Raw genomic sequence first — 26,869 nt, 5'->3', positions numbered from 1 at the left:
CGTCAGACGAGCGGGTCGGCCGGGCCGAGGCGCCACAGGGCCAGCCCGTGCAGGCCGAGGTCGCGGGCCAGGGCGGCCCGGTGGCGCAGCGACCGTGCGTCGGCCCACCAGACGACCGTGCCGCTCGGCAGTCGCGCCGACCACTCGGCCACGCCGGCGTGCCAGACCGGCCGCACGCCGGCCCGCCTCGCGGTGGCGCGGGCCAGGGCCGGGCTCAGCGTCGATCCCCGTCCCTGGTGCCCGTCGCGCCAGGCGTAGCCGTAGGCCGCCGTACCGAGGTCGATCTTGTCGGCGGGCACGACACGGCGCATCGCGACGGCGGCCTCGCGCTGCCAGCGCAGGCCGCCGATCGCACCGGGCTCCGACCAGCCCGGGCCGTGCTCGTCGTAGGCCATCAGCTCGATCCGGTCCACGGCCGCGGCGATGCCGGTCAGGTCGTAGCCGTGCCGGCGGTAGGCGCGCGGCGAGGCGGCGGCAGAGATGTCGATGGTGACGGTCCTGTCGGCGGGCAGCGCGTCCTGCAGGGCCTCGCAGAGCGCGACCAGGCCCGGGGCGTCGTCCTCGGGGACCAGCTCGAGGTCGACGTTGACCCCGTCCCAGCCGCCGGCATCGACGAGCCCGGCCAGCTGGGCGCTGACGCGGGCGATCGCCTGCGGGTCGGCCAGCAGCCGGTGGGCCCGCCGGGGGTCGAAGTCGTCGAGGCGGCCGCTGAAGTTGTGCACGAGCAGCTCGGTGTGGAGGCCCTTGGCCCGCGCCGACCGGCCGAGTCCGACCATGGCCTCGTCGGGCTCGGCCACCGCGCGTCCGTCGGCCGCCAGGGCGACGCCGTCGACGGTCACGGTGCGGAGGGCCGGGGCGTCGCGGCGCAGGGTCGCCCGCGGCAGCCCCCCGTAGGCGAACCCGGTGAGGGGGAGCGCGGCCCGGGTCGTCGCGGCGGGGGCCGCCAGGGCGGGGTCGTGGACCGGGCCGCCGGCGACCAGGGCGGTCACCAGGGTGGTGGTGACCAGGGCGAGGGCGATCGGGGTCCGCAGCACGTCGGCCAGCGTGCCACCCGCGGCCCGGCCGGTATGACAGGGTGGCCGGATGCCATCGTTCGCCTGCGTGGTCCTGGTCGACCGTCGCGGCTGGCTGCTCCTGCAGGAGCGCGACGAGCACGCGCCGATCGACCCCGAGACGTGGAGCATGAGCGGGGGTCACGTCGAGGAGGGCGAGGAGCCCGAGGCCGCGGCCTACCGCGAGCTGCTCGAGGAGACCGGACTCGCCCTGGCCCCCGGCACGCTGCACCACCACACGACGCTGCACGTCTTCCACGAGCACTACGGCACGACCGACCCCGTCCACCTCTACGTCGCCGGCGCCGACCTCGCCGACGCCGACATCGAGTGCCACGAGGGCCGCCAGATCGTCTTCGTCGACCCGGCCACCCTCGGCGACCTGCCGTTGAGCCACTCGGCGTCCCTCGCGCTGCCCGCCCTGCTCTCCTCCGACCTCTACCGAAGGCTCACGACATGACGCGCACCCTCGTCGTCCACCCCGTCCCCGGACCCGGCGCCGAGGACGTCGTCGTGGGCCTGGCGGGCGCCGACGAGGGGGCGGTGTTCACCGGCACCGAGGACGGCTCGATCTTCCGCGTGAGCCACGACGGCGCCCGGGTCGACGTGGTCGCCCGCACCCAGGGCCGACCGCTGGGTCTCGAGCTCGACCTCGACGGGCGCCTGCTGGTCTGTGACGCCCACCGCGGCCTGCTGCGCGTCGACACCCGCAACGGCGCCGTCGAGGCGGTCACGGGCGAGATCGACGGCACGCCGATGAAGTTCTGCAACAACGCCGCCATCGCCTCCGACGGCACCGTGTGGTTCTCCGACTCCTCGACGAAGTTCGGCATCGAGCGCTGGAAGGACGACTTCGTCCAGCACACCCGCACCGGCCGGCTCTGCCGCCTCGACCCCGACGGCACCGTCACCGTGGTCATCGACGGACTGGCCTTCGCCAACGGCGTCGCGCTGTCGGCGCGCGAGGACTACGTCTGCGTCGCCGAGACCGGCGGGCGCACCGTCGTACGCCGCTGGCTCACCGGCAACCGCAAGGGCATGCGCGACCTGCTCTGCTCCGACCTGCCCGGCTATCCCGACAACATCGCGCGCGGCAGCGACGGCCTCATCTGGGTCACCATCGCCAGCCCGCGCGACCCCGTCGTCGAGCGGCTGCAGACCGGACCGCTCAAGCTGCGCAAGCTCGCCACGAAGCTGCCCACCAGGCTGCAGCCCCAGCCGAAGAAGACCGTGCGCGTCCAGGCCTACGACGACGAGGGCCGGCTGGTGCACGACATCGACATCGACCCGGGTGATCAGGCGACGGCCTACCACATGGTCACCGGGGTGCGTGAGCACGAGGGACGCGTCTGGATGGGCAGCCTCCACGAGGCAGCGATCGCCGTCGTGGACCTGTGACCCCGTAAACTCCCCCCCATGTCCCTGCTCGAGTCGATCACCGGTCCGCGCGACCTCCGCGGTCTCGACGAGGAGCAGCTCGCGACCCTGGCGACCGAGGTGCGCGACCTGCTGGTCCAGAGCTGCTCGCGCGTCGGCGGACACCTGGGCCCCAACCTCGGGGTCGTCGAGCTGACGATGGCGATCCACCGGGTCTTCGACTCCCCGACCGACCGGGTCGTCTTCGACACCGGCCACCAGGCCTACGTCCACAAGATGCTCACCGGCCGCGCCGCCGAGTTCGGCGGCCTGCGCACCGAGGGAGGGCTGTCGGGCTACCCCAGCCAGGCCGAGTCGCCCCACGACATCGTCGAGAACTCCCACGCCTCGACCTCGCTGAGCTACGCCGACGGCCTCGCCAAGGCCTACCGCATCCGCGGCGAGGACCGCCACGTCGTCGCGGTGATCGGCGACGGCGCGCTCACCGGCGGCATGGCCTGGGAGGCCCTCAACAACATCGCCGTCGCCCACGACAGCCGCCTGGTCATCGTCGTCAACGACAACGGCCGCTCCTACACGCCCACGGTGGGCGGGCTGACGACGGCGCTGACCGCCCTGCGCACCAACCCCCGCTACGAGCAGGTCCTCGACCTGGTCAAGAAGCGCCTGACCTCGGTCAAGGGCGTCGGGCCGGCGGCCTACGACGCGCTGCACGCGATGAAGAAGGGCCTCAAGGACGCGCTGGCTCCCCAGGGTCTCTTCGAGGACCTCGGACTCAAGTACGTCGGGCCCGTCGACGGTCACGACCTCGCCGCCATGGAGCAGGCCCTCGCCCAGGCCAAGCGGTTCGGCGGTCCGGTCATCGTCCACGCGATCACCCGCAAGGGCTTCGGCTACGACGCCGCCGAGCGCCACGTGCAGGACCAGTTCCACCAGATCGGCCCGTTCGACGTCGAGTCGGGCGAGAGCGTCCCCAAGGGCGGCATCTGGACCGACTTCTTCACCGACGAGATCGTCACGCTCGGTGCCGAGCGCCCCGACATCGTGGCGGTGACGGCGGCGATGCTGCACCCCGTCGGCCTCGGCAAGTTCCAGGCCCACTACCCCGACCGCACCTTCGACGTCGGCATCGCCGAGCAGCACGCCGCGACGTCCGCGGCCGGCCTCGCGATGGGCGGGCTGCACCCGGTCGTCGCGATCTACGCGACGTTCCTCAACCGGGCCTTCGACCAGGTGCTGATGGACGTCGCACTGCACCGGTGCGGCGTCACGTTCGTGATCGACCGCGCCGGCGTCACCGGCGACGACGGCGCCAGCCACAACGGCATGTGGGACATGTCGATCCTCCAGGTGGTGCCGGGCCTGCGGCTCGCCGCGCCCCGTGACGGGGCCCGCGTCCGCGAGCTGCTCCGCGAGGCCGTCACCGTCGACGACGCCCCCACCGTGCTGCGCCTTCCCAAGGGCGCGCCCCCCGACGACATCCCCGCCATCGGCAAGGCCGGCGGGGCCGACGTGCTGGTCCGCAACGGCGCCTTCGACGTGCTCGTGGTCGGGGTCGGCTCGATGGCCGCGGTCGCGGTCGACGTGGCCGCCCGACTGGTCGACCAGGGCATCGGCGTCACCGTCGTCGACCCCCGCTGGGTGATGCCCGTCGACGCCGCGATCGTCGAGCTCGCCCGGCAGCACTCGCTCGTCGTCAGCATCGAGGACAACGGGCGGGTCGGCGGCTGCGGCGCGACCCTGCTGCAGACGCTCAACGACGCCGGCGTCACCACCCCGTTCCGCCTCCACGGCATCCCGCAGCAGTTCCTGAGCCACGCCAAGCGTGACACGATCCTCGAGCGCATCGGGCTGACCCCCCAGGCCCTCGCCCGCGGCATCGTCGAGGACGTCACCGCCCTCGCCGACGGGGGAGTGCTGGTCGACCGTGTCGACGCGCCGTAGGGCAGCCGTCGCCACCACCCTGACCGCCGCGCTCGCGCTCGCTGCCGCCTGCAGCACCCGCGACCCGTCGGCCGACCCGCCCGACGCACCGAGCAGCACGCTCACCCTGCCCCCGGGCAGCGGTGCGCCGGTGCCCACCCAGGTCGGCACCGCGTCGTCGGGCCCCGCGCGCGAGGTCCGCGCCGACGTCGTCGGCGACCTGCAGCAGCTGCTCGACACTCGTGCCGCCGCGGTGCTCGCCCACGACCGGGCGTCGTTCGAGGCCGGCCTGGCGCCCCGCGCGTCCCTGCTGACCACCGAGGGCGTCTACTTCGACAACCTCGTCCAGCTGCCGCTCTCGAAGCTCTCCTACCGCCTCGAGCCGGCCAGCCTGCTGCGCACCGGTGACGCCTACTGGGGCGTCGTCGAGATCACCCTGCAGCTGACGCCGTACGACGCCCTGCCGACGCGCACCCTCGACCGGTTCCGGTTCGTGCCGGCCGGCTCCGGCTCCTACCGGGTGAGCTCGACGACCGACCGCGCCTGGGAGGCCGACCACGCCGGCCTGCAGCAGCCGTGGGACACCGAGCCGGTCACCGTGCGCGAGGGGGCCGGCGTGCTCGGCGTGTTCGACACCGCCGACGAGCGCGAGTCCCGGGGCGTGGTCCGCTCGGTCCAACGAGGCATCGCCGACGTGTCGGCGCGGGTGCCGTTCGACGAGTGGGGCTCGCAGGCCGTCGTCTACGCGCTCTCCGACCCCCGGTTCCTCGAGGGCTTCGACGACCTGCCCGGTGGTGACCCCGAGGCCCTCGACGGCCTGGCCTTCACCGTGCCGGCCGGCGACGACGAGATCGCCTCGACGCGGTTCGCGCTGAGCCCGACGCTGCTGAGCCGCGCCGGGGCCCGCCGCCCCGACGCCGACCTCGACCGCCTGGTGCGCCACGAGCTGGTCCACGTGGCCGTCGGCACCCACGACGACGGCGTGCCGCTGTGGCTCAGCGAGGGCCTCGCCGAGTGGGTGTCGTGGCAGGCCAGCTCGCCGCAGGAGCGCCGGGTGCCCGCCGCGGCGCTGGCGGCCGCCCGGCGCGGCATCCGCACGATGCCGGGCGACGGGTCCTTCAACGACGACGACGCGGCGACCCACTACGCCCTGTCGTGGTGGGTGTGCGAGTGGCTCGTGCGGACCTACGGGCCCGACGCCCCGTGGACCATGCTCGAGGCGTTCACCCGACGCCCCGGCGACGACCCACGCACGGTCGTGCGCGACCTGCTCGAGATCTCCGTCGACCAGCTCGCCCGGCGCGGGGCGGCGCTGATGCGCACGACATACGCCACGCCGACCACACCGACCACGCCGACCACGCCGACCCCGCCCCGCCCGTCCGCCACCGGATAGCCCTTCTCTCGTCGACCTCCCGGGCGAGGCGTAGGTCACCTCAGCCGAACCGCCCGGGCCGCGCCCTGCCGTCGTCACTAGGGTGGACAGGTGAGCGCAGAGCGGTTGGTCCACATCCTCGACGAGGTGCCCGGACTCGAGGGGCTCGACGAGCTGACCATGGTCGTCGCGCTCGACGGCTTCCTCGACGCCGGCAGCTCGGCGGCGCTCGCGGCACAGCACCTCTCGGCGATCAGCGACGGTGGCTCGGTGGTGGCGACGTTCGACGTCGACCAGTTCCACGACTACCGCGCCCGCCGACCCGCCGTGACGTTCCAGCGCGACCACTACGAGTCCTACGACGCCCCCCGGCTGGTCGTCCGGCTGCTGCGCGACGCGGGCGACGACCCCTACCTCCTGCTCCACGGTCCCGAGCCCGACAACCGGTGGGAGGCCTTCTGTCGGGCGGTGCGCGAGGTCGTCGAGCGGCTCGGGGTCACGCGGGTGGTCAGCGTGGGCTCGGTGCCGATGGCCGTGCCCCACACCCGGCCCATCGCGGTGACCCACCACGCCAACGACGTGCGGCTGATCAGCGGCGTCAACCCGTGGCAGGGCGAGCTCCGAGTGCCCAGCAGCGCCCAGGCGCTGCTCGAGATCCGGCTCGGCGAGTGGGGTCGCGACGCCCTCGGGTTCGTCGCGCACATCCCGCACTACCTCGCCCAGCTCGACTACCCCCGCGCCTCGGTGATCCTGCTGGAGCACGTCGAGCGCTCCGGACGGCTGACCCTCGACCTGACCGACCTGCGCGCCGCCGCCGACGACCGCGAGAGCGAGATCGCCCGCTACCTGTCGGCCAACGAGGAGGTCGGCGACATCGTCGCCTCCTTGGAGCGTCAGTACGACTCCTTCGCGCAGGCCGAGGAGAGCGGGTCGAGCCTGCTCGCCGAGGACCAGCCGATCCCCACCGGTGAGGAGATCGGGCAGCAGTTCGAGCAGTTCCTGGCCGGCCTGGAGGACGACGGCAAGGACACCGGCGACGAGCCGGAGGAGGACCGATGAGCGACCCCGCCCAGGAGCTGATCGCGCTCCTCGACCTCGAGTACCTCGACGTCGACCTGTTCCGCGGCGCCCACCCCGAGTCGACCCGGCAGCGGGTCTACGGCGGGCAGGTCGCCGCGCAGGCCCTCGTGGCCGGCGCCCGGTCGGTGCCCGACGACTTCTCGGTGCACTCGCTGCACTCCTACTTCCTGCTGCCCGGCGACTACGGCGTGCCCGTGATCTACGAGGTCGAGCGGATCCGCGACGGCCGGTCCTTCGCGACCCGCCGGGTGATGGCGCGTCAGCACGGCCGCCCGATCTACTACCAGACCCTGAGCTTCCAGCGTGCCGAGGAGGGCTTCGACCACCAGGACGTGATGCCCGACGTCCCGGGCCCCGAGGACGGCATGGACCTGGTCGAGCTGATGCGCGGCGGGGGCAACGAGGACGCCGACGCGCTCGGCAAGGAGTGGGCCGCCCTCGACGTACGCTGGCTCGGCAACTCGCGCCACGGCCTCGAGCCCGACCCGGCCCACCCCTCGCAGGCCCGGATGTGGATCAGGGTGCGCGGCGAGATGGGCGACAACCCGCTCGACCACCTCGCGGCCTTCACCTACGCCAGCGACGTCTCCCTGCTCGGTGCCTCCCTCGCCGCCCACCCGGCCAACCCGGCGTCGGTCCAGATGGCCTCGCTCGACCACGCCGTCTGGTTCCACCGCCCGTTCCGCGTCGACGAGTGGTGGCTCTACGACCAGACCTCCCCGTCGGCCTCCGGCGCGCGCGGCTTCTCCATCGGCCGGGTCTTCACCCAGGACGGCACGCTCGTCGCGTCGGCCGCCCAGGAGGGCCTGATCCGGCCGAAGACCCGGTAGCCCGCGAGGAACGAGCGGGCTGCCGACCAGGTCTGAAGATCGAGCGAGCGCGCGAGCGAGGGACGAGCTCGCGACCGCGAGTCGAGATCACCGCAGGGACACGTCAACCTGCCTCGGACCTAGAGGGACGTCGTACGACCGGCGAGGTGGGCCTTGCCGCTCGGGCTGGTCAGGCCGAACGCGATGCCGTCGTCGAGCGGGGTGACGCCGAAGGCGACGGTGCCGGGCAGGAGCACGGGCTTCTTGAACGCGACGTCGACGCGTACGGCGTCGGGCAGCCGGTTCTCGAGCGCGGCCACGCAGCGCGCCATGGTCCACATGCCGTGGGCGATCTGGCGCGGGAACCCCAGGGCCTTGGCGGTCACGGGGTAGAGGTGGATCGGGTTGGCGTCGCCGGAGACCGCGGCGTAGCGGCGGCCGAGGTCGGCGGGCAGCTCCCACCGGATCGGCGTGGGCGCGGCCTCGGGGAGGGCCATCCCGTACGACGCACCCTCCTCGGTGGTCGAGCCCCCCTCGGTGGTCGAGCCCTCCTCGGTGGTCGAGCCTGTCGAGACCCCGCGGCGCAGGTAGGCCGACGTCTCCTCCCAGACGAGCTCCGCGCCCGCGCGGACCTCGGTGACGAACTCGTAGACCACGCCCTTGGGGTGCGGCACCGGCGCGCCGACCGACGCGACGACCGACAGCGACTCGCCGATCGCGATCGGACGGTGCTGGGTGATGGAGTTCTCGACGTGCACGGTGCCGATGGCGGGCGCGGGGAACGCCGGGTCGCTCATGATCGCCATCTGCAGGTCGAAGACCAGCAGGTGGGGATAGGGGAGCGGGACGACGTCCTTGGTCGGGAAGCCGCAGACGGCGGCGTACGCCTCGACCGCGGCGCGGTCGACGGTGACCGGCGGGCGGGTGCGGGTCAGACCGGTGAACCCGGCGACCGGCGCCTTCTTGACGCCGGGCAGCTGGTTGACGACCGGGATCGAGGGCAGGGCGGCCCTGAGTAGGGCGGGGATGGCGGACATCGGCGTACCCTCACGCCCCCAGCATCATCTGGCCGCAGACGCGCACCACGTTGCCGTTGACGAGGCTGGACCCGGGGTGGGCGTACCAGGCGATGGTCTCGGCCACGTCGACCGGCAGGCCGCCCTGGGCCATGGCGTTGAGCCGCTGGCCGACCTCGCGGGTCGCGAACGGCACGGCGGCGGTCATCGCGGTGATGATGAAGCCGGGGGCCACCGCGTTGATGGTGATGCCCGTGCCCCTCTCGGCGAGCTCGTCGGCGAGGGAGTCGACGAGGCCGATGACGCCGGCCTTGGAGGTCGCGTAGTTGGTCTGCCCGACGTTGCCGGCGATCCCGGCGATCGAGGCCACGCCGACGATCGAGCCGAAGTCGTGGACCAGGCCCTGGTCGAGCAGCTCCCGGGTGATGAGCTCGGGCGCGGTCAGGTTGACCGCGATCACGGAGTCCCAGCGGGCGTCGTCCATGTTGGCCAGCTTCTTGTCGCGGGTGATGCCGGCGTTGTGGACCACGACGTCGACGCCGCCGTGCTGCGTCTCGAGGTGGTGGGCGATGCGCTGCGGGGCGTCCTTGCCGGTGATGTCGAGGGTGAGCCAGTCGCCGTCGAGCTCCTTCATCAGCGCCTGCAGCTCGCTGGCCGCCTGGGGTACGTCGACCCCGACGACGGTCGCGCCGTCGCGGTGCAGCACCCGGGCGATCTGCTCGCCGATGCCACGGCTCGCGCCGGTGACCAGCGCGACCTTGCCGGCCAGCGGCCGGGTCTCGTCGGCGACGGTGCCGGACGTCGCGCCCTTCGCGGCGTGGGCGCCGATCCGGACGACCTGGCCGGACACGTAGGCGGACTTGGGCGAGAGGAGGAAGGCGAGCGTGCTGGTCGCGGCCGCCTCGGCGCCGTCGGCGACGTAGACCAGCTGGACGGTGCTGCCCTTGCCGATCTCCTTGCCGAGGCTGCGGGTGAAGCCCTCGAGCGCGCGCTGGGCGACGCGCTCGCTGCCCGTGACCTGCTCGGGCGGGGTGCCGAGGACGACGACCCGGGCGTTGGCGGCGAGGCTGCGCAGGACCGGGGTGGAGAAGTCGCGCAATGCGACCAGCTCGGCGGCCGAGGTCAGGCCGGTGGCGTCGAAGACGAGGCCCTTGAGCTTGCCCTCCTCGGGCTTGACCGCCGTGGAGGCGATGCCCAGGGTGTCGAGCAGGCCGGGGAGCGACTCGGCCAGGCGGCCGACCCCGCCGACGAGGACGGTGCCGTCGACCAGGGGCGCGCCCTCGGTCCAGCGCTCGAGCCTGGCCGGGGCGGGCAGGCCGAGGTTCTTGACGAGGATCTTGCCGACCGGCGTGGTGGTGAAGCCCTGGTACTTGTCGCTCATGGCGCGTGCTGCCTCATTCTCTGGAGTGCGGGGACCGGATCACCACATGTAACTGGCCGTGTAACTCACTGTCCACTTATCGTGACGTGACCCTCAAGGCCTTGGACCCGGTGTGGTTACCCGTCAGTATGGTCGCATGATCGAGAAGACCCGTCGCGTCGCCGTCATCGGTGGAAACCGCATCCCGTTCGCCCGTTCCAACGGCGCCTACTCCGACGCCTCCAACCAGGACATGCTCACCGCCGCGATCGACGGACTGGTGGCCCGCTTCGGTCTCGAGGGTCAGCGCCTCGGCGAGGTCGTCGCCGGCGCGGTGCTCAAGCACTCCCGCGACTTCAACCTGACCCGCGAGGCCGTGCTCGGCTCCAGGCTCTCGCCCGAGACGCCGGCCACCGACATCCAGCAGGCCTGCGGCACCGGCCTGCAGGCCGCGATCCAGGTCGCCAACAAGATCGCCCTCGGCCAGATCGAGGTGGGTATCGCCGGCGGCACCGACACCACCTCCGACGCGCCCGTCGCGATCAGCGAGAGGCTGCGCAAGAAGCTGGTCAAGGTCAACGCCGCACGCGACACCGCCGGTCGGCTCAAGGCCCTGGGCCAGATCCGGCCGGGCGACATCGGCCTCGAGATCCCGCAGAACGGCGAGCCCCGCACCCGGCTCTCGATGGGCGAGCACGCCGCGTTGACCGCCCTGGAGTGGCAGATCGGTCGCGAGGAGCAGGACGAGCTCGCCGCCGCCTCCCACCAGCACCTCGCCGCGGCGTACGACGCCGGCTTCCTCGACGACCAGGTCACGCCGTTCCGCGGTGTCGAGCGCGACACCAACCTGCGCGCCGACTCCACCGCCGAGAAGCTCGCCAAGCTCAAGCCGGTCTTCGGCAAGGGCGAGGCCGCCACGATGACCGCCGGCAACTCGACGCCGCTGACCGACGGTGCGTCGGTCGTGCTGCTGGCCTCCGAGGAGTGGGCCGAGGAGCACGGCCTGCCCGTGCTCGCCTACCTCACGGCGTACGAGACCGCGGCCGTCGACTACGTCCACGGCGGCGAGGGCCTGCTGATGGCGCCCGCCTACGCGATGTCGCGGATGCTCCAGCGCGAGGGGCTGTCGCTGCAGGACTTCGATTTCTACGAGATCCACGAGGCCTTCGCCTCGCAGGTGCTGTCGACGCTCAAGGCCTGGGAGGACCCAGTCTTCTGCCAGCAGCGCCTCGGCCTCGACGAGCCGCTCGGCGCGATCGACCGCACCAAGCTCAACGTCAAGGGCTCCTCGCTCGCCGCGGGCCACCCGTTCGCCGCCACCGGCGGCCGGATCATCCCCGTGCTCGCCAAGCTCCTCGCCGAGTCCGAGGGCGGCACGGGGCGCGGTGTGATCTCGATCTGCGCCGCCGGCGGCCAGGGCGTCGTCGCGATCCTCGAGCGGGCCTGACCCCTCTCCGCCGTACGCCGGCCCGTCGCCCTCCGGGGTGGCGGGCCGGCGTCGCGTTGGAGACGACGCGCGGGCGACCAACTCGTGCAATCGAACGAGTTGGGGGGCGGATCAGACGGTTCTGGTCCACCGAGTCGTTCGATCGAACGAGTTGGGGGGCGGATCAGGCGGTTTTGGCCCACCGACTCGTTCGATCGAACGACTCGGGCGGCGGATCAGAACAGCCGCTCAGCGACCGGCGAGGGCCAACGCCGAGGCCACCAGGTGCTCGCGCACCTGGGCGGCGGTGATCGACCCGATGACGGGTACGCCGGGCGCGGACTCGGTCACGGTGAGGCCGACGCGCGCCAGCTGGAGGGCGCCGAGGCCGCTGGCGTAGAGGGTGTTGGCCATCAGGGTGGGATCGCCGGCCACGGTGAAGTCACCCGACGCGACGCCGTCCTCCAGCGCGGTGGTCAGGATCGCCAGGCACGACGAGATGGCCCGGCCGAGGCGGAACAGTGCGCTCTCGGTGATCTCCTCGAGCAGGTCGGAGCCACGACGCCGCATCAGGGCCTGGGCGCAGTCGACGAACGCGGGGTGGGCGACGCCGTAGTCGACGAACGCCCCGACGATCGCGGCGAGGCGGTCGGCCGGCACCGCGGTCGAGGCGGCGGCCTCGGCGAGCGCGTCGCGCAGCTCGTCGAGGTAGCTGACCAGGGTCAGCGCGAACAGCTCTTCCTTGCCGGTGAAGACGCGGTAGACGATCGCGCGGTTGATCCCGACGGCGGCCGCGATGTCCTCGATGCGCATCTCGCCGACCCCCTGGCGGTCGAACTCCGCGCGTGTCGCGGCGATGATCTCGGCCTCGCGCAGCCGGCGCCGGGAGGCCGCCGCACGCCTGCGACCGTCGGTCTCGGGGACACCGGTCGACGTGGTCATCCGAGCATCCTACGAGAAGTTGCAACTCCGAGTTGCACGCCGGTGACGCAGGGCGAGGCTGAGTCCGACCGTGGCCAGGACGCCACCGGGGACCAGCCACCGGGGGAGCGGGCCGTGGGTGCGTGCGGCGAACCACGCGGAGTCGGCTCGGTGGGACCCGACCGACCCCGTCGCCCGCGACGACAGCAGGGAGCCCCTCGAGCGCCACGACCACGCCGAGCCGACGGACGCAGCCGACCCCAGCGAACCGAGCGAGGCGAACGAGCCCGCCGACGCGACGGACAGGACCGACCCCACGCTGCCGACCGACAGGATCGAGCCCTCGGAGGCGATCGACAGGATCGACCCGCGAGAACGCCACGACCACAGCGACCCGCCCGACCTGTCGGGCCCGTCGGGCCCGCGCACCACCGCCGTCATCGGCTCAGCTCCTTGACCGTCTCGAGGGTGTCGGCCTCGCCCGCAGCCTTGTCGTCGCGGTAGCGGACCACGCGGGCGAAGCGCAGCGCCACCCCGCCGGGGTAGCGCGTCGAGGCCTGCAGGCCGTCGATGGCGATCTCGACGACCTGCTCGGGCCGCACGCGTACGACGTAGCCGTCGGTCGGTCCCTCGGCGAGGCCCAGGAATCGTTTGGTCTGCCAGGCCAGCATCTCGTCGGTCATGCCCTTGAACGTCTTGCCGAGCATCACGAACCCGCCGGGCTGCGCGTCGTCGCGGGCGCCGAGATGGATGTTGGACAGCAGCCCCTGACGTCGGCCCGACCCCCACTCGACCGCCAGCACCACCAGGTCGAGGGTGTGGACGGGCTTGACCTTGACCCACGCCGCGCCCCGCCGTCCGGCGGCGTAGGGCGCCGCGAGGTCCTTGACCACGACGCCCTCGTGGCCTGCGGCGAGCACGTGGCGGGTGAACGCCTCGGCCGCCTCGACGTCGGAGGTGACCAGTCGCGGCACCCGGAACTCCGCGGGCACGAGGGCCTCGAGCGCGGCGGCCCGCGCGGTGCCGGGGGAGTCGAGCAGGTCGCGCCCGTCGACGTGGAGCAGGTCGAAGAAGAACGGCGTCACGCGGACGCCGGCGACGCCGTCCTGCAACGCCGTGCGGGACGCCGTCTCCTGGAACGGTCGCGGCCGGCCCGCCGCGTCGAGCGCGAGCACCTCGCCGTCGAGGACGAACGACCTCGCCGGCAGCGACCGGGCCACCTCGACCACCTCGGGAAGTCGAGCGGTGATGTCGTCGAGCGAGCGCGTCACCACCAGCACGGTGTCGTCGGCGGGCGAGCCGCCGTCGCCGAGCCGGTGCACCTGGACGCGGATGCCGTCGAGCTTGGTGTCGACGGCTCCTTCGCCGCCGACCTTGACGAGGGCCTCGGCGACCGTGGGCGCCGAGGACGCCAGCATCGGCAGCACCGGCCGACCGACCTCGAGGCCGATCGCGGCCAGGGCCGTCTCTCCGCCCTCGACGGCCGCCCGGGCGATCGCGACCGTCGACCCGGCGAGCATCGCGGCGCGGCGTACGGCCGCCACCGGCAGACCGACCGCGACGGCGAGACCCTCCTGCACCAGCGCGTCGAGGGCTCCCTGTCGCAGCTCACCGGTGACCAGCCCGCGCAGCCAGGACTGCTCGTCGGCCGTCGCCGCGGCGAACAGCTGGGTCACCGCCGCCGCCCGCGCCGCCTGCGAACCGGGGCCGGAGATGCGCGCCAGGCGCTCGAACGTCGCGTCGACCCCGACCACCGTCAGCGACGCCTCGGCCGCCGGGTCGGGCAGCGACGCGAGCCCGCGCCACCCCACGCCGGTACGCCGCTGGAGCAGCGCCCCTCCGACGTACGACGTCACCACCTCGAGCTCGGGGCCCGCAGCCGCTCGGCTCAGCAGGTCGGCGATCACCGCGACCTTCTGCTTGCGCGAGCGCGTGGCCGCGACCGCAGACGAGGTCGTCACGACGTCGATGAGCAGCATGTCTGCATCCAACACGGCTCCACCCCCAGTGGGCGCCACCCCGCGATGGAGGGAATCAGTGCTGTCCCTGCCCGTCGGTCGAGGTGCGAGGCGCCCCGGCGCCGAGCCTCGAGACCACCGCAGCGCTCTGCGGACCGGGGCGACGTGCGCCGGCACGATCAGACGACACCTCGATCGGGTCGGGTGGGCCGGCTGCGGGGGTCTCGAGGCTCAGGCCTGGCGGCCTTCGCACCTCGACCGGCGTGGGGGTGGTGTGGTCTGGTCGGGTGGGTCGGCTGCGGGGGTCTCGAGGCTCAGGCCTGGCGGCCTTCGCACCTCGACCGGCGTGGGGGGGGTGTGGTCTGGTCGGGTGGGTCGGCTGCGGGGGTCTCGAGGCTCAGGCCTGGCGGCCTTCGCACCTCGACCGGCGTGGGGGGGGTGCTCACCCTCGCGGGGTCGTGACCTCCAGGACGGCGGCGGTGACGGCTCCGCGCACGACCTGCTCGAAGACGTCCTCGAGCTCGGGGACGCCGTCGAAGTAGCCGCTGGCCTCGAGGGCGACGAAGCCGTGCAGGGCGGAGAAGATGGCCATGCCGGTGGGGATGGTCTGTCGTTCGGGCAGGCCGGTGGAGCGCACCATCACGCCCATCGCCTCGATGACGTCGCCGGCGGCGGCGAAGAACCCGTCGCGGTCGATCGGGGCCCGGGTGAGGGCCGCGTAGCGCTGGGGGAAGGCGCGCGCGAAGGCGCGCAGCTCGTGGCTGAGCACGCGCAGGCCGTCGGCGCCGGCGTGGCCCATCGCGGCACGCTGGACCTGGCGTCCGAGCAGGCTCATCGCGCGCACCTGGATCTCGCTGCGCAGGTCCTCGAGGTTGGTGACGTGGTTGTAGAGCGACGAGACGCGGGTGTCGAGCTCGGCGGCCAGCAGGGTCATCGACAGTGCGTCGAAGCCGTCGCGGTCGACGATCGACTCGGCGCTGGCCAGCACGGTCTCGCGGTCGAGGCGACCGCGCCGCTCGGCGGGTCTCGCGGTCAACGGGGACCCCCAGGATCGGTGACAGGTTTTCGTATGAACACGAAGGACTATAGCCGGGCTACATGCCGGTGAAGTCCGCCTCGCGACCCTCGGCGAACGCGGTCAGCGCCTCGAGGTTGGCCGGGCCGCCCATCAGCTCGGCGAACGCCGCGTTCTCGAGCTCGCGGGCGGCGGCGATGCCGTCGCGCAGCGGGGCGAGCATCGTCCGCTTCACCGCGACCAGCGACGAGATCGGCCGCGACGCCAGCACCGCCGCGTGCCGGTGCGCCTCGGCGAGCAGGTCGTCGGGCTCGCAGACGCGCCAGACCAGGCCCATCCGCAGTGCCTCCTGGGCCGAGACCCACTCGGCCGAGAGCAGCATCCACGCGGCGTCCTGGCGTCCGACGAGCCGGGGGAGGAGGTAGGAGGACGCCGCCTCGGGGGCGACGCCGAGCGAGGTGAAGGGGCACTTGAGCCGCGCGGTCGACGACATGAACGCCAGGTCGGCGAACCCCAGCACCGTCGTACCGATGCCGAGGCCGAGCCCGTTGACCGCGCAGACGAGGGGCTTGTCGAAGGCCTCGAGGGCGTCGATCAGCCCGGGGAACCCGTGCCGTCCGCGCTGGAAGGTCGGGTCGGTCGCGATCCGGTGCATCTCGAGCAGGTCGGTGCCGGCCGAGAACGCACGGCCGGTGCCGGTCAGCAGCACCACGGCGACGGCCGGGTCGGCGGCCGCGTCGATCAGGGCGTCGGCGAGGGCGTCGTACAGCTCCTCGTTGAAGGCGTTGAGCGCGTCCGGCCGGTCGAGGGTCAGCGTCCGGACCCGGGCCTCGTCGGTGATGAGCAGCGTCATGCGCCGCACCCTAGGTGAGATGTCGGGGGTCCCGCCTACGCTGTCCGCGTGGGTACGACGGGGCAGCAGCGGGTCTGGCGGCCCGACTGGCCGTGCGGTCTGGGCGTGCTCCGACTCCATCGACGCGGGGCTGGCGACCCGACGTTCAAGACCGACGACGCGCGCGACGGCGGCCGCACCTGGCGCGGCATCCGAACCCCGCAGGGCCCGGCCACCCTGGCCCTCGCGGTCCGGCCGGCCGACGGCGAGGTCCACGCCGAGGCGTGGGGTCCCGGCGCCGCCTGGGCGCTCGAGTCGCTCCCGGCGATGCTCGGTGCCGAGGACAGCTGGGACGGCTTCGAGCCCCGCCACCCGGTGCTCGCCGAGGCCCGCAAGCGCTTCCCCCATGCCCGCCTCGGCCGCACCGGGCTGCTGATGGAGGCGCTGGTGCCGGCGATCATCGAGCAGAAGGTCACCGGTCAGGAGGCCTTCGCCGGGTTCCGGATGCTGGTCCTGCGCTTCGGCGAGCCGGCCCCCGGCCCGGGTGCCGACCGGCGGCTCCGGGTGCAGCCCGACGCCGCCACCCTCCGCACGATCCCGTCGTGGGAGTGGCTCAGGATGCACGTCGACCCCGCCCGGTCGCGCACGCTGGTGACGGCGGCGCGCGTCGCCGACGCCCTCGAGCGCGCGGTCGTGCTCGGGCCGCAGGAAGCCGACCGGCGGCTGCGCAGCCTGCCCGGCATCGGCGCCTGGACCAGTGCCGAGGTCCGTCAGCGGACCTTCGGCGACCCCGACGCCGTCTCGTTCGGCGACTACCACGTCGCCAAGGACGTCGGCTGGGCGCTGACCGGCACCCCTTTCGACGACGCCGAGATGCAGGAGTTCCTCGAGCCGTGGCGCCCCCAGCGCGGCCGGGTGCCGGCGCTCGTCGCGATGGCCGGCCTGCGCCGGCCCCGCCACGGCGCCCGGATGGCGCCGCGGACCCACCTGCCGGCCTCGGTGACCCGGCCTCGGTGACCCGGCTCGCCGACGCCGCCTGCGCTCAGCTGAGGACGCGCTCCTCGCGGACCGGCACCAGCGCCACGGCGACGGCGGGCAGCACGGCCGCGACCGCGAACGTGGCGGCGTACCCGGCGTGGGTGACGAGCAGCCCGCCCAGCGGCGGCACGAGCGCGCTGGTGAGGAACTGCGCGGTGTTCTGGACGCCGAGCGCGCGGCCCGACCAGTGCGGACCGGCGCGCTCGGCGACGGCGGTGAACGCCAGCCCGTTGTCGGCGACGGTGAGGACGGTGGCGACCACGAGCAGGGGTACGGCGACGCCGACGTCGAGCCCGGCGGCCAGGGCGAGCAGCGCCATGGTGGCCGAGGCCGAGACCGCCACCCAGCGCAGCGGGAGCATCCGCGAGCCCACCAGGTCCGAGAGCTGACCCGCCGCGATCCGCCCGAACGCGGCGACCACCTGCGCCACGGCGACCAGGGTCCCGGCCGCAGCCGGGGACCAGCCGCGCTCCTCGACGAGCCACACCAGGCTGAAGGTCCACACGACGAACTGCGGGACGACGAGCAGGACCGAGACACCGTGGATGCGGGCGAGGTAGGAGTCGGCCCGGTAGGGGCTCGGGGCGCCGCCCTCCGCCGCAGCGGGGCGGGGCGGGTCGACCACGACGACGGCGACGACCTCGGCGGCCACGGCCGCTGCGACGGTCGGCACGAGCAGGGCGGCCCCGATGCCGTGGGCATCGGCGATCACGGCCATGCTCACCGCGGCCATGGCGACCCCGGCGGGCTGGGCCATCTGCCGGATGCCCATCGCGAGACCCCGGCGATGCGGCGGGAACCAGCCCACGACCACGCGACCCGAGGCGGCGTTGGCGCTCGCGGCCGCGGCCCCGGCCAGGAACAGGGCCACCGTCAGGAGCACCAGCCCGTGCACCAGGACGGCGACCAGGCTGAACCCCGCGGTCAGTGCCAGTCCCGCGATCAGGACCCGCCGCTCGCCCCGGCGGTCGGTGAGCACCCCCCACGCCACCAGCGTGAGCATCACGCCGAGCGTGGGGGCGGCCGCGACCACGCCGGCCTGCGCGAGGGTCAGTCCCTCGTGCTCGCGCAGGGCGGGGATGAGGAACGCCGGCCCGTGGGCGGCGATCGCGCTGGCCGCCTGGCCCAGGGTGCTCGCGCCGAGCATCGACCAGCGACGTGCGGTGCCGATCGTGGTCGGGTCGAGGGTCGCGCTCACTGCTCGAGTAGACCCCGGCGCCGCGGTGTGCGACGTACGGATCTCAGCGCTCAGGGTGTGAAGAATCCCACCGTGCCCGGGCCCCGATAGGTTGGGCGGGTGCGCAGGGGTCCAGACGTCGACAGGGTGCTGGCCGTGCTGCGCCGCACGCTGATGACGATCCTCGGGCTCCAGCTCGTGATCGCCGTGACGATGTCGGTGGTCGACTCCTACCGACGCCGCGGCAAGAAGCCCAAGCCGTTCCCCACGACGGCGCCGCGAGCGGTCGAGATCGGCGAGAGCACGGTCACGACGTACACGTTCGGACGCGACCTCTACGACGACATGCTCGCCGCGATCGCGGGCGCCGAGAGGCAGATCCTCTTCGAGACCTACATCTGGAAGGGCGACGCGACGGGCGAGCGGTTCAAGGCCGCGCTGGCCGCGGCCGCCGATCGCGGGGTCGAGGTGCTCTGCATCTACGACGGCTTCGCCAACCTCGTCGTCTCGCCGGTGTTCAAGCGGTTCCCGCCGTCGATGAAGGTGCTCAAGTTCCCGGTCTACGCCGCGGGCTGGCGGTTCTTCGACCTGCGGCGCTACGGCCGCGACCACCGCAAGATCCTCGTCGTCGACGACACCGTCGGCTTCGTCGGCGGCTACAACATCGGCGACGCCTACGCGACCGAGTGGCGCGACACGCACGTGCGGATCACCGGGCCCGGGGTCTGGGACCTCAAGCGCGCGTTCGCCGACTTCTGGAACCTGCACCGGCGGCGTCGCATCCGCCACAGCGAGCGCCCCCTGCTCCTCGAGACTGCGTCGCAGTGGGAGCCCCGGATCCGGGTGCAGCGCAACGTGCCGCGGCTGTGGATGTTCCCGATCCGCGCGATGTACCTCGAGGCGATCAACCGCGCGAGCAAGAACGTCTGGCTCACGACGGCCTACTTCATCCCCGACCAGGACTTCGTCGATGCGATGAAGGACGCCGCCCGGCGCGGGGTCGACGTGCGCCTGCTGGTGCCGCTGAAGTCCAACCACATCGTCGCCGACTGGATCTCGCGCGGCTACTTCTCCCAGCTCCTCGACGCCGGCGTGCAGGTGCTGCGGTTCAAGGGCGCGATGGTGCACGCCAAGACCGCGACCGTCGACGGCACGTGGTCGACGGTCGGCACCGCCAACATCGACCGGCTCAGCCTGCAGGGCAACTACGAGATCAACGTCGAGATCATCGATGCCGGCCTCGCGTCGCGCCTCGAGGAGATCTTCCTCACCGACCAGTCCAACTGCGCGCCGCTGACCAGCGCCGAGTGGGAGACCCGCGACCTGCACCGCAAGTTCACCGAGTCGTTCCTGGCCCCCCTCCGCCCGCTGCTCTGAGGGCGGTCGTCCAGGCGGTCGTCCAGGCGGTCGTTCAGGCGGTCGTTCAGAACTGTCGGTGGGCCGCCGTACGCTCGGAGCATGCGTCCTGTCACCGACCTCCAGCGCCGCCTGGCCCCCTTCAAGGTCGTCTCCGACTACTCACCCTCCGGCGACCAGCCGGCGGCGATCGAGGAGATCACCCACCGGGTCGAGGGCGGCGTCCAGGACGTCGTGCTGCTGGGCGCCACCGGCACCGGCAAGACCGCGACGGTGGCGTGGGTGGCCGAGCAGGTGCAGCGCCCGATGCTGGTGCTCCAGCCCAACAAGACGCTGGCCATGCAGTTCGCCAACGAGCTGCGTCAGCTCTTCCCCGACAACGCCGTCGAGTACTTCGTCTCCTACTACGACTACTTCCAGCCCGAGGCCTACATCCCGCAGACCGACACCTACATCGAGAAGGACTCCTCGATCAACGAGGAGGTCGAGCGGCTGCGTCACTCGGCGACCAACTCGCTGCTGACCCGGCGCGACGTGATCGTGGTCTCGACGGTGTCGTGCATCTACGGCCTCGGCACCCCCCAGGAGTACGTCGACCGGATGCTGCGGCTGCGGGTCGGCGAGGAGCGCGACCGCGACTCGATCCTGCGCCAGCTCGTCGAGATCCAATACACGCGCAACGACATGGCCTTCACGCGCGGCACCTTCCGGGTGCGCGGCGACACCCTCGAGATCTTCCCGGTCTACGAGGAGCACGCGGTCCGCATCGAGTTCTTCGGCGACGAGATCGAGCGGCTCATGTCGCTGCACGCCGTGACGGGCGAGGTCCTCACCGAGGACAAGGAGCTCTACGTCTTCCCGGCCACCCACTACGTCGCCGGTCCCGAGCGCATGGAGCGGGCGATCCGCGGGATCGAGCTCGAGCTCGAGGACCAGCTCGCGACGTTCGAGAAGCAGGGCAAGATGCTCGAGGCCCAGCGGCTGCGGATGCGCACGACCTACGACATCGAGATGATGCGCCAGGTCGGCTCCTGCGCCGGCATCGAGAACTACTCGATGCACATGGACGGGCGCACGCCCGGGTCGGCTCCCAACTGCCTGCTCGACTACTTCCCCGAGGACTACATGGTCGTCATCGACGAGTCCCACGTGGCGGTTCCCCAGATCGGCGGCATGTACGAGGGCGACCGCTCCCGCAAGCGCAACCTGGTCGACCACGGGTTCCGCCTGCCGAGCGCGATGGACAACCGGCCGCTGCGCTGGGAGGAGTTCCTCGAGCGGATCGGCCAGACGATCTACCTGTCCGCGACTCCGGGCGACTACGAGCTCGACAAGGTCGAAGGAGACGTCGTCGAGCAGATCATCCGGCCCACCGGCCTGATCGACCCCGAGGTCGTCATCAAGCAGACCAAGGGCCAGATCGACGACCTGATCCACGAGATCCGCACCCGGGCCGACAAGGACGAGCGCGTCCTGGTCACCACGCTGACCAAGAAGATGTCCGAGGACCTCACCGACTACCTCCTCGACGCCGGCATCCGCACCCGCTACCTCCACTCCGAGGTCGACACGCTGCGTCGCATGGAGCTGCTCAGCGAGCTGCGCCGGGGCGAGTACGACGTGCTCGTCGGCATCAACCTGCTCCGCGAGGGCCTCGACCTGCCCGAGGTGTCGCTGGTCTCGATCCTCGATGCCGACAAGGAGGGCTTCCTGCGCTCCGACAAGTCGCTGATCCAGACGATCGGCCGCGCCGCACGCAACGTGTCGGGCCAGGTCCACATGTACGCCGACAAGATCACCCCCTCCATGGAGAAGGCGATCGACGAGACCAACCGGCGGCGCGCCCTCCAGGTCGACTACAACAAGCGGCACGGCGTCGACCCGCAGCCGCTGCGCAAGCGGATCGCCGACATGTCCGAGGTCCTGGCCCGCGACAGCGAGGACACCGAGGCCCTGCTCCAGACCTGGGCGGGCACGGCGGCCAAGGGTCGCGCCGGCGGCGCCAAGGCCCGCCAGCCCGTCCCGGTGCTGGGCGAGAAGGCGGCGGGCCACCACGCCAAGGACCTCGCCGGTCTGCCGAGCTCCGAGCTGGCCCAGCTGATCCAGGACCTCACCGACCAGATGAAGCAGTCGGCCGCCGGGCTCAACTTCGAGCTCGCGGCGCGCCTGCGCGACGAGATCAACGACCTCAAGAAGGAGCTGCGCCAGATGATGGAGGCGCAGCGTTGATCGGGTCGCTGCGGGCCGGCTCGCACCGCGTCCCCGCGCTGCCCTCGTAGGGCTGCCGCGATCCGGTCCGGCGGGGACGACCGGTGCGGCGGCCGGGCCTGCGCTCCGTGCGCCGTGTGGCCCGGACCGGCGGTGGCCCGGGCGCCGGGCGCCGGGCGCTGCGACCGTCGGGTCGAGCCGGGTCGGCGCGGCCCGGGTCCTAGGGTGGTGGGAGTGACGGGACGCGAGACGGAGCAGGGCGGCCGTCTCGCCTGCGCCGTGTGGGGCGTCGGGCTGGGTGCCTACTTCGTCGCGGTCTTCCACCGCAGCTCGCTCGCCGTCGCCGGTCTGCTCGCCACCGACCGGTTCGACATCGGCGCCGCCCAGCTCGCCACCTTCACGATGATGCAGCTGCTCGTCTACGCGCTCATGCAGGTGCCGGTCGGCCTGCTCATCGACCGGTTCGGTCCGCGGGCGGTGATGCTGACCGGGACGCTGCTCCTGACCGCCGCGCAGGCCGGGTTCGCGCTCGCCGAGACCTACCCGGCGGCGCTGGTCGCCCGGCTGTTCGTCGGGATGGGCGACGCCATGACGTTCATCTGTCTGCTCCGGCTGGTGAGCCGCTGGTTCCCGGCCCGCCGGGTCCCGCTCATCACCCAGCTCACCGGCACCCTGGGCCAGCTCGGCGCCGTCGTGGCGGCGGTGCCGATGACCTTCGCGCTGCGCGAGCTCGGCTGGACCGGCGCCTACCTGACGACCGCGTCGCTCGGGCTGCTGCTCGCTGTCGGCCTCGTGGTGGTCGTGCGCGACTCGCCGGAGGAGCGCCGCCTGACCGGACCGCAGCTGTCGCTGACCGCCGTACGCCGCAGCCTCTCGGCGTCCTGGGCCCACCCCGGCAACCGACTGGGCTTCTGGATGCACTTCACCAGCCAGTTCAGCGCCACGACCCTGTCGCTGCTGTGGGGCTACCCGTTCCTCGTGCAGGGCGAGGGTCTCTCCTCCGGCACGGCCGGGGTGCTCCTCAGCCTGATCGTCGTCGCGGCGTGGTACTCCGGCCCGCTGCTGGGCTACCTGGTCGGTCGCCACCCGTGGCACCGCTCGACGATCGTCATCACCATCGTCTGCGCCATCGTCGTGGTCTGGACCGCCGTCCTCGCCTGGCCCGGTACCGCACCGCTGTGGCTGCTGGTGGTGCTGACCCAGGTCGTCGGCATCGGGGGACCGGCCGCGGTCATCGGCTTCGACCTGGCCCGCACCTCCAACCCCGCCGAGCGGATGGCCAGCGCCACCGGGATCATCAACCAGGCCGGCTTCGCGGCCAGCCTCGTGCTGGTGGTGGCCGTCGGGCTGATCCTCGACTGGCGCACGCCGGGCGGATCCTCGGACTACACGCCCGAGGCGTTCCGCTGGGCGATGAGCGCCCAGTACGTGCTGTGGGCCCTCGGGCTCGCGCAGATCGTCCGATACCGCAGGCGCGCGCGCCGCGTGATCGACCGAGCCGGCCTCGAGGCGGGGACGACGGTCGGATGAGCGACGTCGAGCACACCCCCGATGGCCGCTACATCGTGGTCAAGGGCCGCCGGTGGCGGGCCACCGACCCCGACATCCCCGACCCGCGGCGCGACGAGCTGCAGCACGTGCTGATGGCGTGGCGTCGCGAGGTCAAGCGCACGAAGGGGACCGACGAGGAACGCCGCTCGCGCGACGGCGTCCAGGCGGTCAAGGTCGCGCTCGGCGAGCGCGGCACCCCGTGGTGGGGGCAGACGGACGCCGAGCGACGCGAGCGGTGGGAGGCCGTCGTACCGGAGCCGTGAGTCCCGACCGGTGCCGGTCAGGACGCGGCGGCGACCAGCCGAGCGGCCTCGCTGCGTGCGCGGCTGCGGGCGGGCCGCGTCGCGAGCTCGTGGATCTCGGGCGGTAGCCGGTGGTCGGGCACCTCGACCACGACGTCGGCGAGGAGCGACAGCAGGTCGGCGAGGCCCGCCGGGACGCGCGGCGCGGTGGCCGCCGAGGCGGCCAGCGCGATCGCGACCGGCCACCAGGTCGGCAGCCCGCCGTGGTGGAAGAGCGTGCGCAGCACCGGCGTCGCGCGGGCCGGGGTCAGCAGCCCCCGCGCGGCGTGGTCGAGCACGGCGGTGCGGAGCAGGTCGGGATCGAGGCGTTCGGGGGTGCCTCGGCGGGCCACCTCGGCGACCACCTCCTCGCGGCTCAGGTCGGAGCCGACCAGGGCGCCGACGAGCCGGTCGGCGACAGCCGGGCCGTGTCCGTGGAGCGTGAGGAGCGCGGCGACCTCGGCGGGTGCGATGAAGTCCCGGTGGTGCGCCCAGGGGATCGCGAGGTCGGGTCGGCGAGGCACGATCCGCAGCAGCGCCGCGGCAGTCCCGCGGCCACGCTCGGAGAGCACGCCCGAGGGGGCGACGTGCGTCTCGGCCCAGCTGACCGGTCCGTCGTCGAGGGCGTGGCGCCACGCCGCCGGGCCCGGGGCCTCGTCCACCTCGCTGCGCAGGGCGGGGAGTCCGCCGCCCTCGACCCACCGGCGCACGACGTCGGCCACCGGCATCGGGTCGGGACCCGACACGGCCGGGTCGGTCAGCAGCTGCGCGTCGAGCTCGTCGAGCCGGTCGACGGCGTCGTCGCCCCACGGACGCAGCCGGTGCAGAGCCAGCACGAGGTCGAGGGGCCCGATCGGGCCCTCGGGGATCCGGTGCACGAGCTCGTCGAGCGCCAGGGTGCCGTCGTACCGGCTGGGGGTGCTCAGGGGCGAGGCGCGGCGCGGGGCCAGGAGCAGTGCCTCGCACGCGTGCAGCAGCAGGACCCGTGTGGGCGGACTGCTGAGCGCGTGGGGAAGCAGGGGATCCGCTGAGCGGATCGACCGGTCGAGCCGCAGGACGGGCGGGCGTCGGCCCGGGAAGTCCCAGAGCACGGGGTTCTCGAGTCCTGGTCCGAGCTCGGTCTCGGACCGGGCCGACCACAGCCGCGGGTAGGTCTCCAGGGTCAGGGCTCCGCTCGCCCAGAGCCCGACCGCCGCTCCGACCGGACCGGGGTAGGGGCTCGGCCAGGGGTCGTACGCCCCGGGGGCGACGTCGAGCGACGCGAGGGGCGCGTCGCGGACCGCGTCGCGCAGGTCCGCGTCGGCGAACCGACGGGTCGCCCGGGTCAGATCGGCAAGCAGCACGTCCGGGCGCACCCAGCCGTCGGGGAGGTCGTTGGTCAGGAGCAGGTGGTAGCGCTGCAGCCCGTCGTCGCCGACGCGAGCCGCCAGGGTGACCAGGTCGTCCTCGCGACCCACGGAGACCCGCTGGTCGCCGGGAGACGGGTCGAGGGCGAGGGACCACAGGCTGAGCGACATCGCCGAGGTGGCAGGCATCGACGCCGCCACGGTGGCACCCAGGCGGTCGACCAGCACTCGTGCCTCCCGGGCCGCCTTCGTCGCCGTCCGGGTCTCGGCGTCAGCGGCCAGTGCCCGGATGTGAGGTCCGGGCGCGCCCGCCCGGAGGCGGGCATACCGGGCCAGCAGGCGCAGCAGGTCGTGGAGACCGGCCGTCCGTTGCTCGGCGGCAACGTCGGCGACGACGAGGGCGGCGGCGTACGCCGCGGACAACCCGCCACGTTCGAACAGGATCTCCAGCTGCCGACAGAGGCGACCGACCAGCAGCGTGCCCTGCACGAGGAGTGCCCGGTGCTCGGTCACGAACACGTCGGAGTCGAAGCGATCGGCAGCCATGGCGCGCAGCACCTCGTCGACGACCCAATCCTCCTCGAGCACGCGCACGTTGCGGCCGCGGCGCAGCAGGGAGGTCCACCGCGGCAGCGCGGCCGGGACCACGGGTGGCTTGCGTCCACCCGCCGGCGTCGGGGGGTGGCTCCACGCCTCGCTGACGTCGCGCTCGCCGGTGGTCGGCGGTGGGTCGGCGTGGCCCAGGACGACCAGGGCCTCGGCGGCCCGTACCTGGAACGATGCGTGGTCGTCGTGCTCCACACAGGTGCGGATCGCGTCGCGGCAGGCCGGCGCCCCGAGGCGGGTGACCACCTCCGCCTCGGTGAGCCGGGTCAGCAGCGACTCCCGCAATCGACGCTCCGGACGCGTCGCGACCACACCGGCGAGTCGAGCGAGCCCGGCGGCGTCGGCCAGGTCGACGGCCAGCGGGAGGACCAGGTCGGCGACCGAGACGTGCCGTTCGAGGACCAGGGCGTGAGCCTGCGCGAGACCACCGGTCAGGTCGGCGGGCGTGACTCCGAGCGACCGCAACAACGACGCCAGGACCCGTTGGTTCGACGGTCGGCTGTCGTCGTCGAGAGCGGCCAGGGTCTGGGAGACCAGCAGGTCACGGTCCACCAGGTCACGATCGACCAGGTCCGCGACGTCCTCCGTCGTGAGCTCCAGCCGCCACTGGCCGAGCTGTCCGGACCCCACCAGGTGCAGCAGGGTGTCACCGGGGTCGACCTCCGCGAGGAGCAGGTCGAGCGGGCTTTGCTTCCGCAGGACGAGGAACCGTGCGTCCATCGCCTCCCGGAAGGTCCCGTCGGGCGGGCCGAGCCGCAGCAGCAACCGCCAGCCGTCGGTCGGTATCGCGTTGAGGGCCGCGGCCGTGGTGGCGAGGAACCGGCTGCGCCAGCCCGGGTCGGCCTCCTCGACGCGACGTACGAAGCCATCGGCCAGCACCGAGGTCGCGTCGTCGAGGAGCGTCCACCGGATCCGGTCGGCCGCGGCCTCGGGCGGCAGCAGCGCCACCGCGCACCGCGCCTCGATCCACCGCAGGCGAAGCACGTCGGCTCGCTCGGGCAGGAGGCCGTGGCCCAGGTCGCGGAACCAGGGACCCGACGTGTCGAACCAGGTCCCCGCCTCGACCTTGGCGGCGCCGTCGAGCTTCTCGACGAGGCTCACGGCACCGTCGTGGTCGACGGCCCGGACCAGCGCGATCAGGTCGGCAACGCCAGGCACGGGG

Annotated in this window: 21 protein-coding genes; 12 read left to right on the top strand and 9 right to left on the bottom strand. The window is 73.1% G+C overall.

Going from position 1 to position 26,869, the window contains the following annotated elements; translation table 11 throughout:
- Window positions 1-2: 2 nt before the first annotated feature.
- Window positions 3-1,034 carry a glycosyl hydrolase family 18 protein gene (locus FJQ56_RS17460; protein WP_170215449.1) on the bottom strand — a complete coding sequence of 344 codons (1,032 nt, stop codon included), beginning with the start codon at window positions 1,032-1,034 and terminating at the stop codon, window positions 3-5.
- A 49-nt stretch (window positions 1,035-1,083) separates the two neighbouring features.
- Between FJQ56_RS17460 and FJQ56_RS17455 the strand changes: the two genes are divergently transcribed.
- From FJQ56_RS17455 to FJQ56_RS17430, 6 genes are all read left to right on the top strand, one after another.
- On the top strand, window positions 1,084-1,512 hold the full coding sequence (locus FJQ56_RS17455) for an NUDIX domain-containing protein (protein WP_140010864.1): 429 nt from the start codon (window positions 1,084-1,086) through the stop codon (window positions 1,510-1,512).
- Entirely contained in the window at window positions 1,509-2,450 is a 942-nt protein-coding gene (locus FJQ56_RS17450) for an SMP-30/gluconolactonase/LRE family protein (RefSeq protein WP_140010863.1), read from the top strand. Before FJQ56_RS17455 ends, FJQ56_RS17450 begins: the two co-directional genes overlap by 4 nt.
- An 18-nt stretch (window positions 2,451-2,468) precedes the next feature.
- Window positions 2,469-4,373, top strand: a complete 1,905-nt coding sequence (gene dxs, locus FJQ56_RS17445) for a 1-deoxy-D-xylulose-5-phosphate synthase (RefSeq protein WP_140010862.1) — start codon at window positions 2,469-2,471, stop codon at window positions 4,371-4,373.
- The gene (locus FJQ56_RS17440) at window positions 4,357-5,748 is read left to right on the top strand and encodes a gluzincin family metallopeptidase (protein ID WP_140010861.1); all 1,392 of its coding nucleotides are present in this window, start codon (window positions 4,357-4,359) and stop codon (window positions 5,746-5,748) included. The genes dxs and FJQ56_RS17440 overlap by 17 nt, the downstream gene beginning before the upstream one ends.
- A 90-nt stretch (window positions 5,749-5,838) precedes the next feature.
- Complete coding sequence (locus tag FJQ56_RS17435) at window positions 5,839-6,786, top strand: PAC2 family protein (RefSeq protein ID WP_170215448.1); 948 nt, start codon at window positions 5,839-5,841, stop codon at window positions 6,784-6,786.
- Window positions 6,783-7,637, top strand: a complete 855-nt coding sequence (locus tag FJQ56_RS17430) for an acyl-CoA thioesterase (RefSeq protein WP_140010860.1) — start codon at window positions 6,783-6,785, stop codon at window positions 7,635-7,637. The genes FJQ56_RS17435 and FJQ56_RS17430 overlap by 4 nt, the downstream gene beginning before the upstream one ends.
- Window positions 7,638-7,756: 119 nt before the next feature.
- Here the strand turns inward: FJQ56_RS17430 and FJQ56_RS17425 are convergent, their stop codons facing one another.
- Together FJQ56_RS17425 and FJQ56_RS17420 are read right to left on the bottom strand one after the other, a co-directional pair.
- Window positions 7,757-8,653 carry a MaoC family dehydratase gene (locus tag FJQ56_RS17425; RefSeq protein WP_140010859.1) on the bottom strand — a complete coding sequence of 299 codons (897 nt, stop codon included), beginning with the start codon at window positions 8,651-8,653 and terminating at the stop codon, window positions 7,757-7,759.
- A 10-nt stretch (window positions 8,654-8,663) separates the two neighbouring features.
- Complete coding sequence (locus FJQ56_RS17420; RefSeq protein WP_140010858.1) at window positions 8,664-10,013, bottom strand: 3-oxoacyl-ACP reductase; 1,350 nt, start codon at window positions 10,011-10,013, stop codon at window positions 8,664-8,666.
- Window positions 10,014-10,149: 136 nt separating this feature from the next.
- Between FJQ56_RS17420 and FJQ56_RS17415 the strand changes: the two genes are divergently transcribed.
- Window positions 10,150-11,439, top strand: coding sequence for an acetyl-CoA C-acetyltransferase (locus FJQ56_RS17415; protein ID WP_140010857.1), 1,290 nt, complete (start codon window positions 10,150-10,152; stop codon window positions 11,437-11,439).
- A 228-nt stretch (window positions 11,440-11,667) separates the two neighbouring features.
- Here FJQ56_RS17415 and FJQ56_RS17410 read toward each other — a convergent pair whose 3' ends face one another.
- The 4 genes from FJQ56_RS17410 to FJQ56_RS17395 form a co-directional block, all read right to left on the bottom strand.
- Entirely contained in the window at window positions 11,668-12,360 is a 693-nt protein-coding gene (locus tag FJQ56_RS17410; protein WP_140010856.1) for a TetR/AcrR family transcriptional regulator, read from the bottom strand.
- Window positions 12,361-12,776: 416 nt separating this feature from the next.
- Complete coding sequence (locus tag FJQ56_RS17405; protein WP_140010855.1) at window positions 12,777-14,318, bottom strand: ATP-dependent DNA ligase; 1,542 nt, start codon at window positions 14,316-14,318, stop codon at window positions 12,777-12,779.
- Window positions 14,319-14,739: 421 nt separating this feature from the next.
- The gene (locus FJQ56_RS17400; RefSeq protein WP_140010854.1) at window positions 14,740-15,333 is read right to left on the bottom strand and encodes a TetR/AcrR family transcriptional regulator; all 594 of its coding nucleotides are present in this window, start codon (window positions 15,331-15,333) and stop codon (window positions 14,740-14,742) included.
- Window positions 15,334-15,391: 58 nt separating this feature from the next.
- Complete coding sequence (locus FJQ56_RS17395; protein WP_140010853.1) at window positions 15,392-16,165, bottom strand: enoyl-CoA hydratase/isomerase family protein; 774 nt, start codon at window positions 16,163-16,165, stop codon at window positions 15,392-15,394.
- Between the two features lie 48 nt (window positions 16,166-16,213).
- Here FJQ56_RS17395 and FJQ56_RS17390 point away from each other — a divergent pair, with 48 nt between their 5' ends.
- Entirely contained in the window at window positions 16,214-17,161 is a 948-nt protein-coding gene (locus tag FJQ56_RS17390) for a DNA-3-methyladenine glycosylase family protein (protein ID WP_140010852.1), read from the top strand.
- Window positions 17,162-17,186: 25 nt separating this feature from the next.
- Here the strand turns inward: FJQ56_RS17390 and FJQ56_RS17385 are convergent, their stop codons facing one another.
- Window positions 17,187-18,380 carry an MFS transporter gene (locus tag FJQ56_RS17385; protein WP_246084227.1) on the bottom strand — a complete coding sequence of 398 codons (1,194 nt, stop codon included), beginning with the start codon at window positions 18,378-18,380 and terminating at the stop codon, window positions 17,187-17,189.
- Between the two features lie 99 nt (window positions 18,381-18,479).
- Here FJQ56_RS17385 and FJQ56_RS17380 point away from each other — a divergent pair, with 99 nt between their 5' ends.
- The 4 genes from FJQ56_RS17380 to FJQ56_RS17365 all read left to right on the top strand — a co-directional run bounded on the left by FJQ56_RS17380 (window position 18,480) and on the right by FJQ56_RS17365 (window position 23,737).
- Window positions 18,480-19,736 carry a phospholipase D-like domain-containing protein gene (locus FJQ56_RS17380; RefSeq protein ID WP_342776478.1) on the top strand — a complete coding sequence of 419 codons (1,257 nt, stop codon included), beginning with the start codon at window positions 18,480-18,482 and terminating at the stop codon, window positions 19,734-19,736.
- A gap of 81 nt (window positions 19,737-19,817) precedes the next feature.
- Window positions 19,818-21,944: an excinuclease ABC subunit UvrB gene (uvrB, locus tag FJQ56_RS17375; RefSeq protein ID WP_140010851.1), complete on the top strand. Its 2,127-nt coding sequence runs from the start codon at window positions 19,818-19,820 to the stop codon at window positions 21,942-21,944.
- A gap of 213 nt (window positions 21,945-22,157) precedes the next feature.
- Window positions 22,158-23,453, top strand: coding sequence for an MFS transporter (locus FJQ56_RS17370; RefSeq protein ID WP_246084226.1), 1,296 nt, complete (start codon window positions 22,158-22,160; stop codon window positions 23,451-23,453).
- A complete protein-coding gene (locus tag FJQ56_RS17365; protein WP_140010850.1) occupies window positions 23,450-23,737 on the top strand; it encodes a hypothetical protein in 288 nt (95 codons plus the stop codon). The genes FJQ56_RS17370 and FJQ56_RS17365 overlap by 4 nt, the downstream gene beginning before the upstream one ends.
- A gap of 17 nt (window positions 23,738-23,754) precedes the next feature.
- Here the strand turns inward: FJQ56_RS17365 and FJQ56_RS17360 are convergent, their stop codons facing one another.
- Complete coding sequence (locus FJQ56_RS17360) at window positions 23,755-26,865, bottom strand: hypothetical protein (protein WP_140010849.1); 3,111 nt, start codon at window positions 26,863-26,865, stop codon at window positions 23,755-23,757.
- Window positions 26,866-26,869 lie beyond the last annotated feature (4 nt).

Origin of the sequence: Nocardioides plantarum, assembly GCF_006346395.1 — a bacterium.
GTDB lineage: Bacteria > Actinomycetota > Actinomycetes > Propionibacteriales > Nocardioidaceae > Nocardioides > Nocardioides plantarum.
This window is presented reverse-complemented; position numbering and strand designations above follow the sequence as displayed.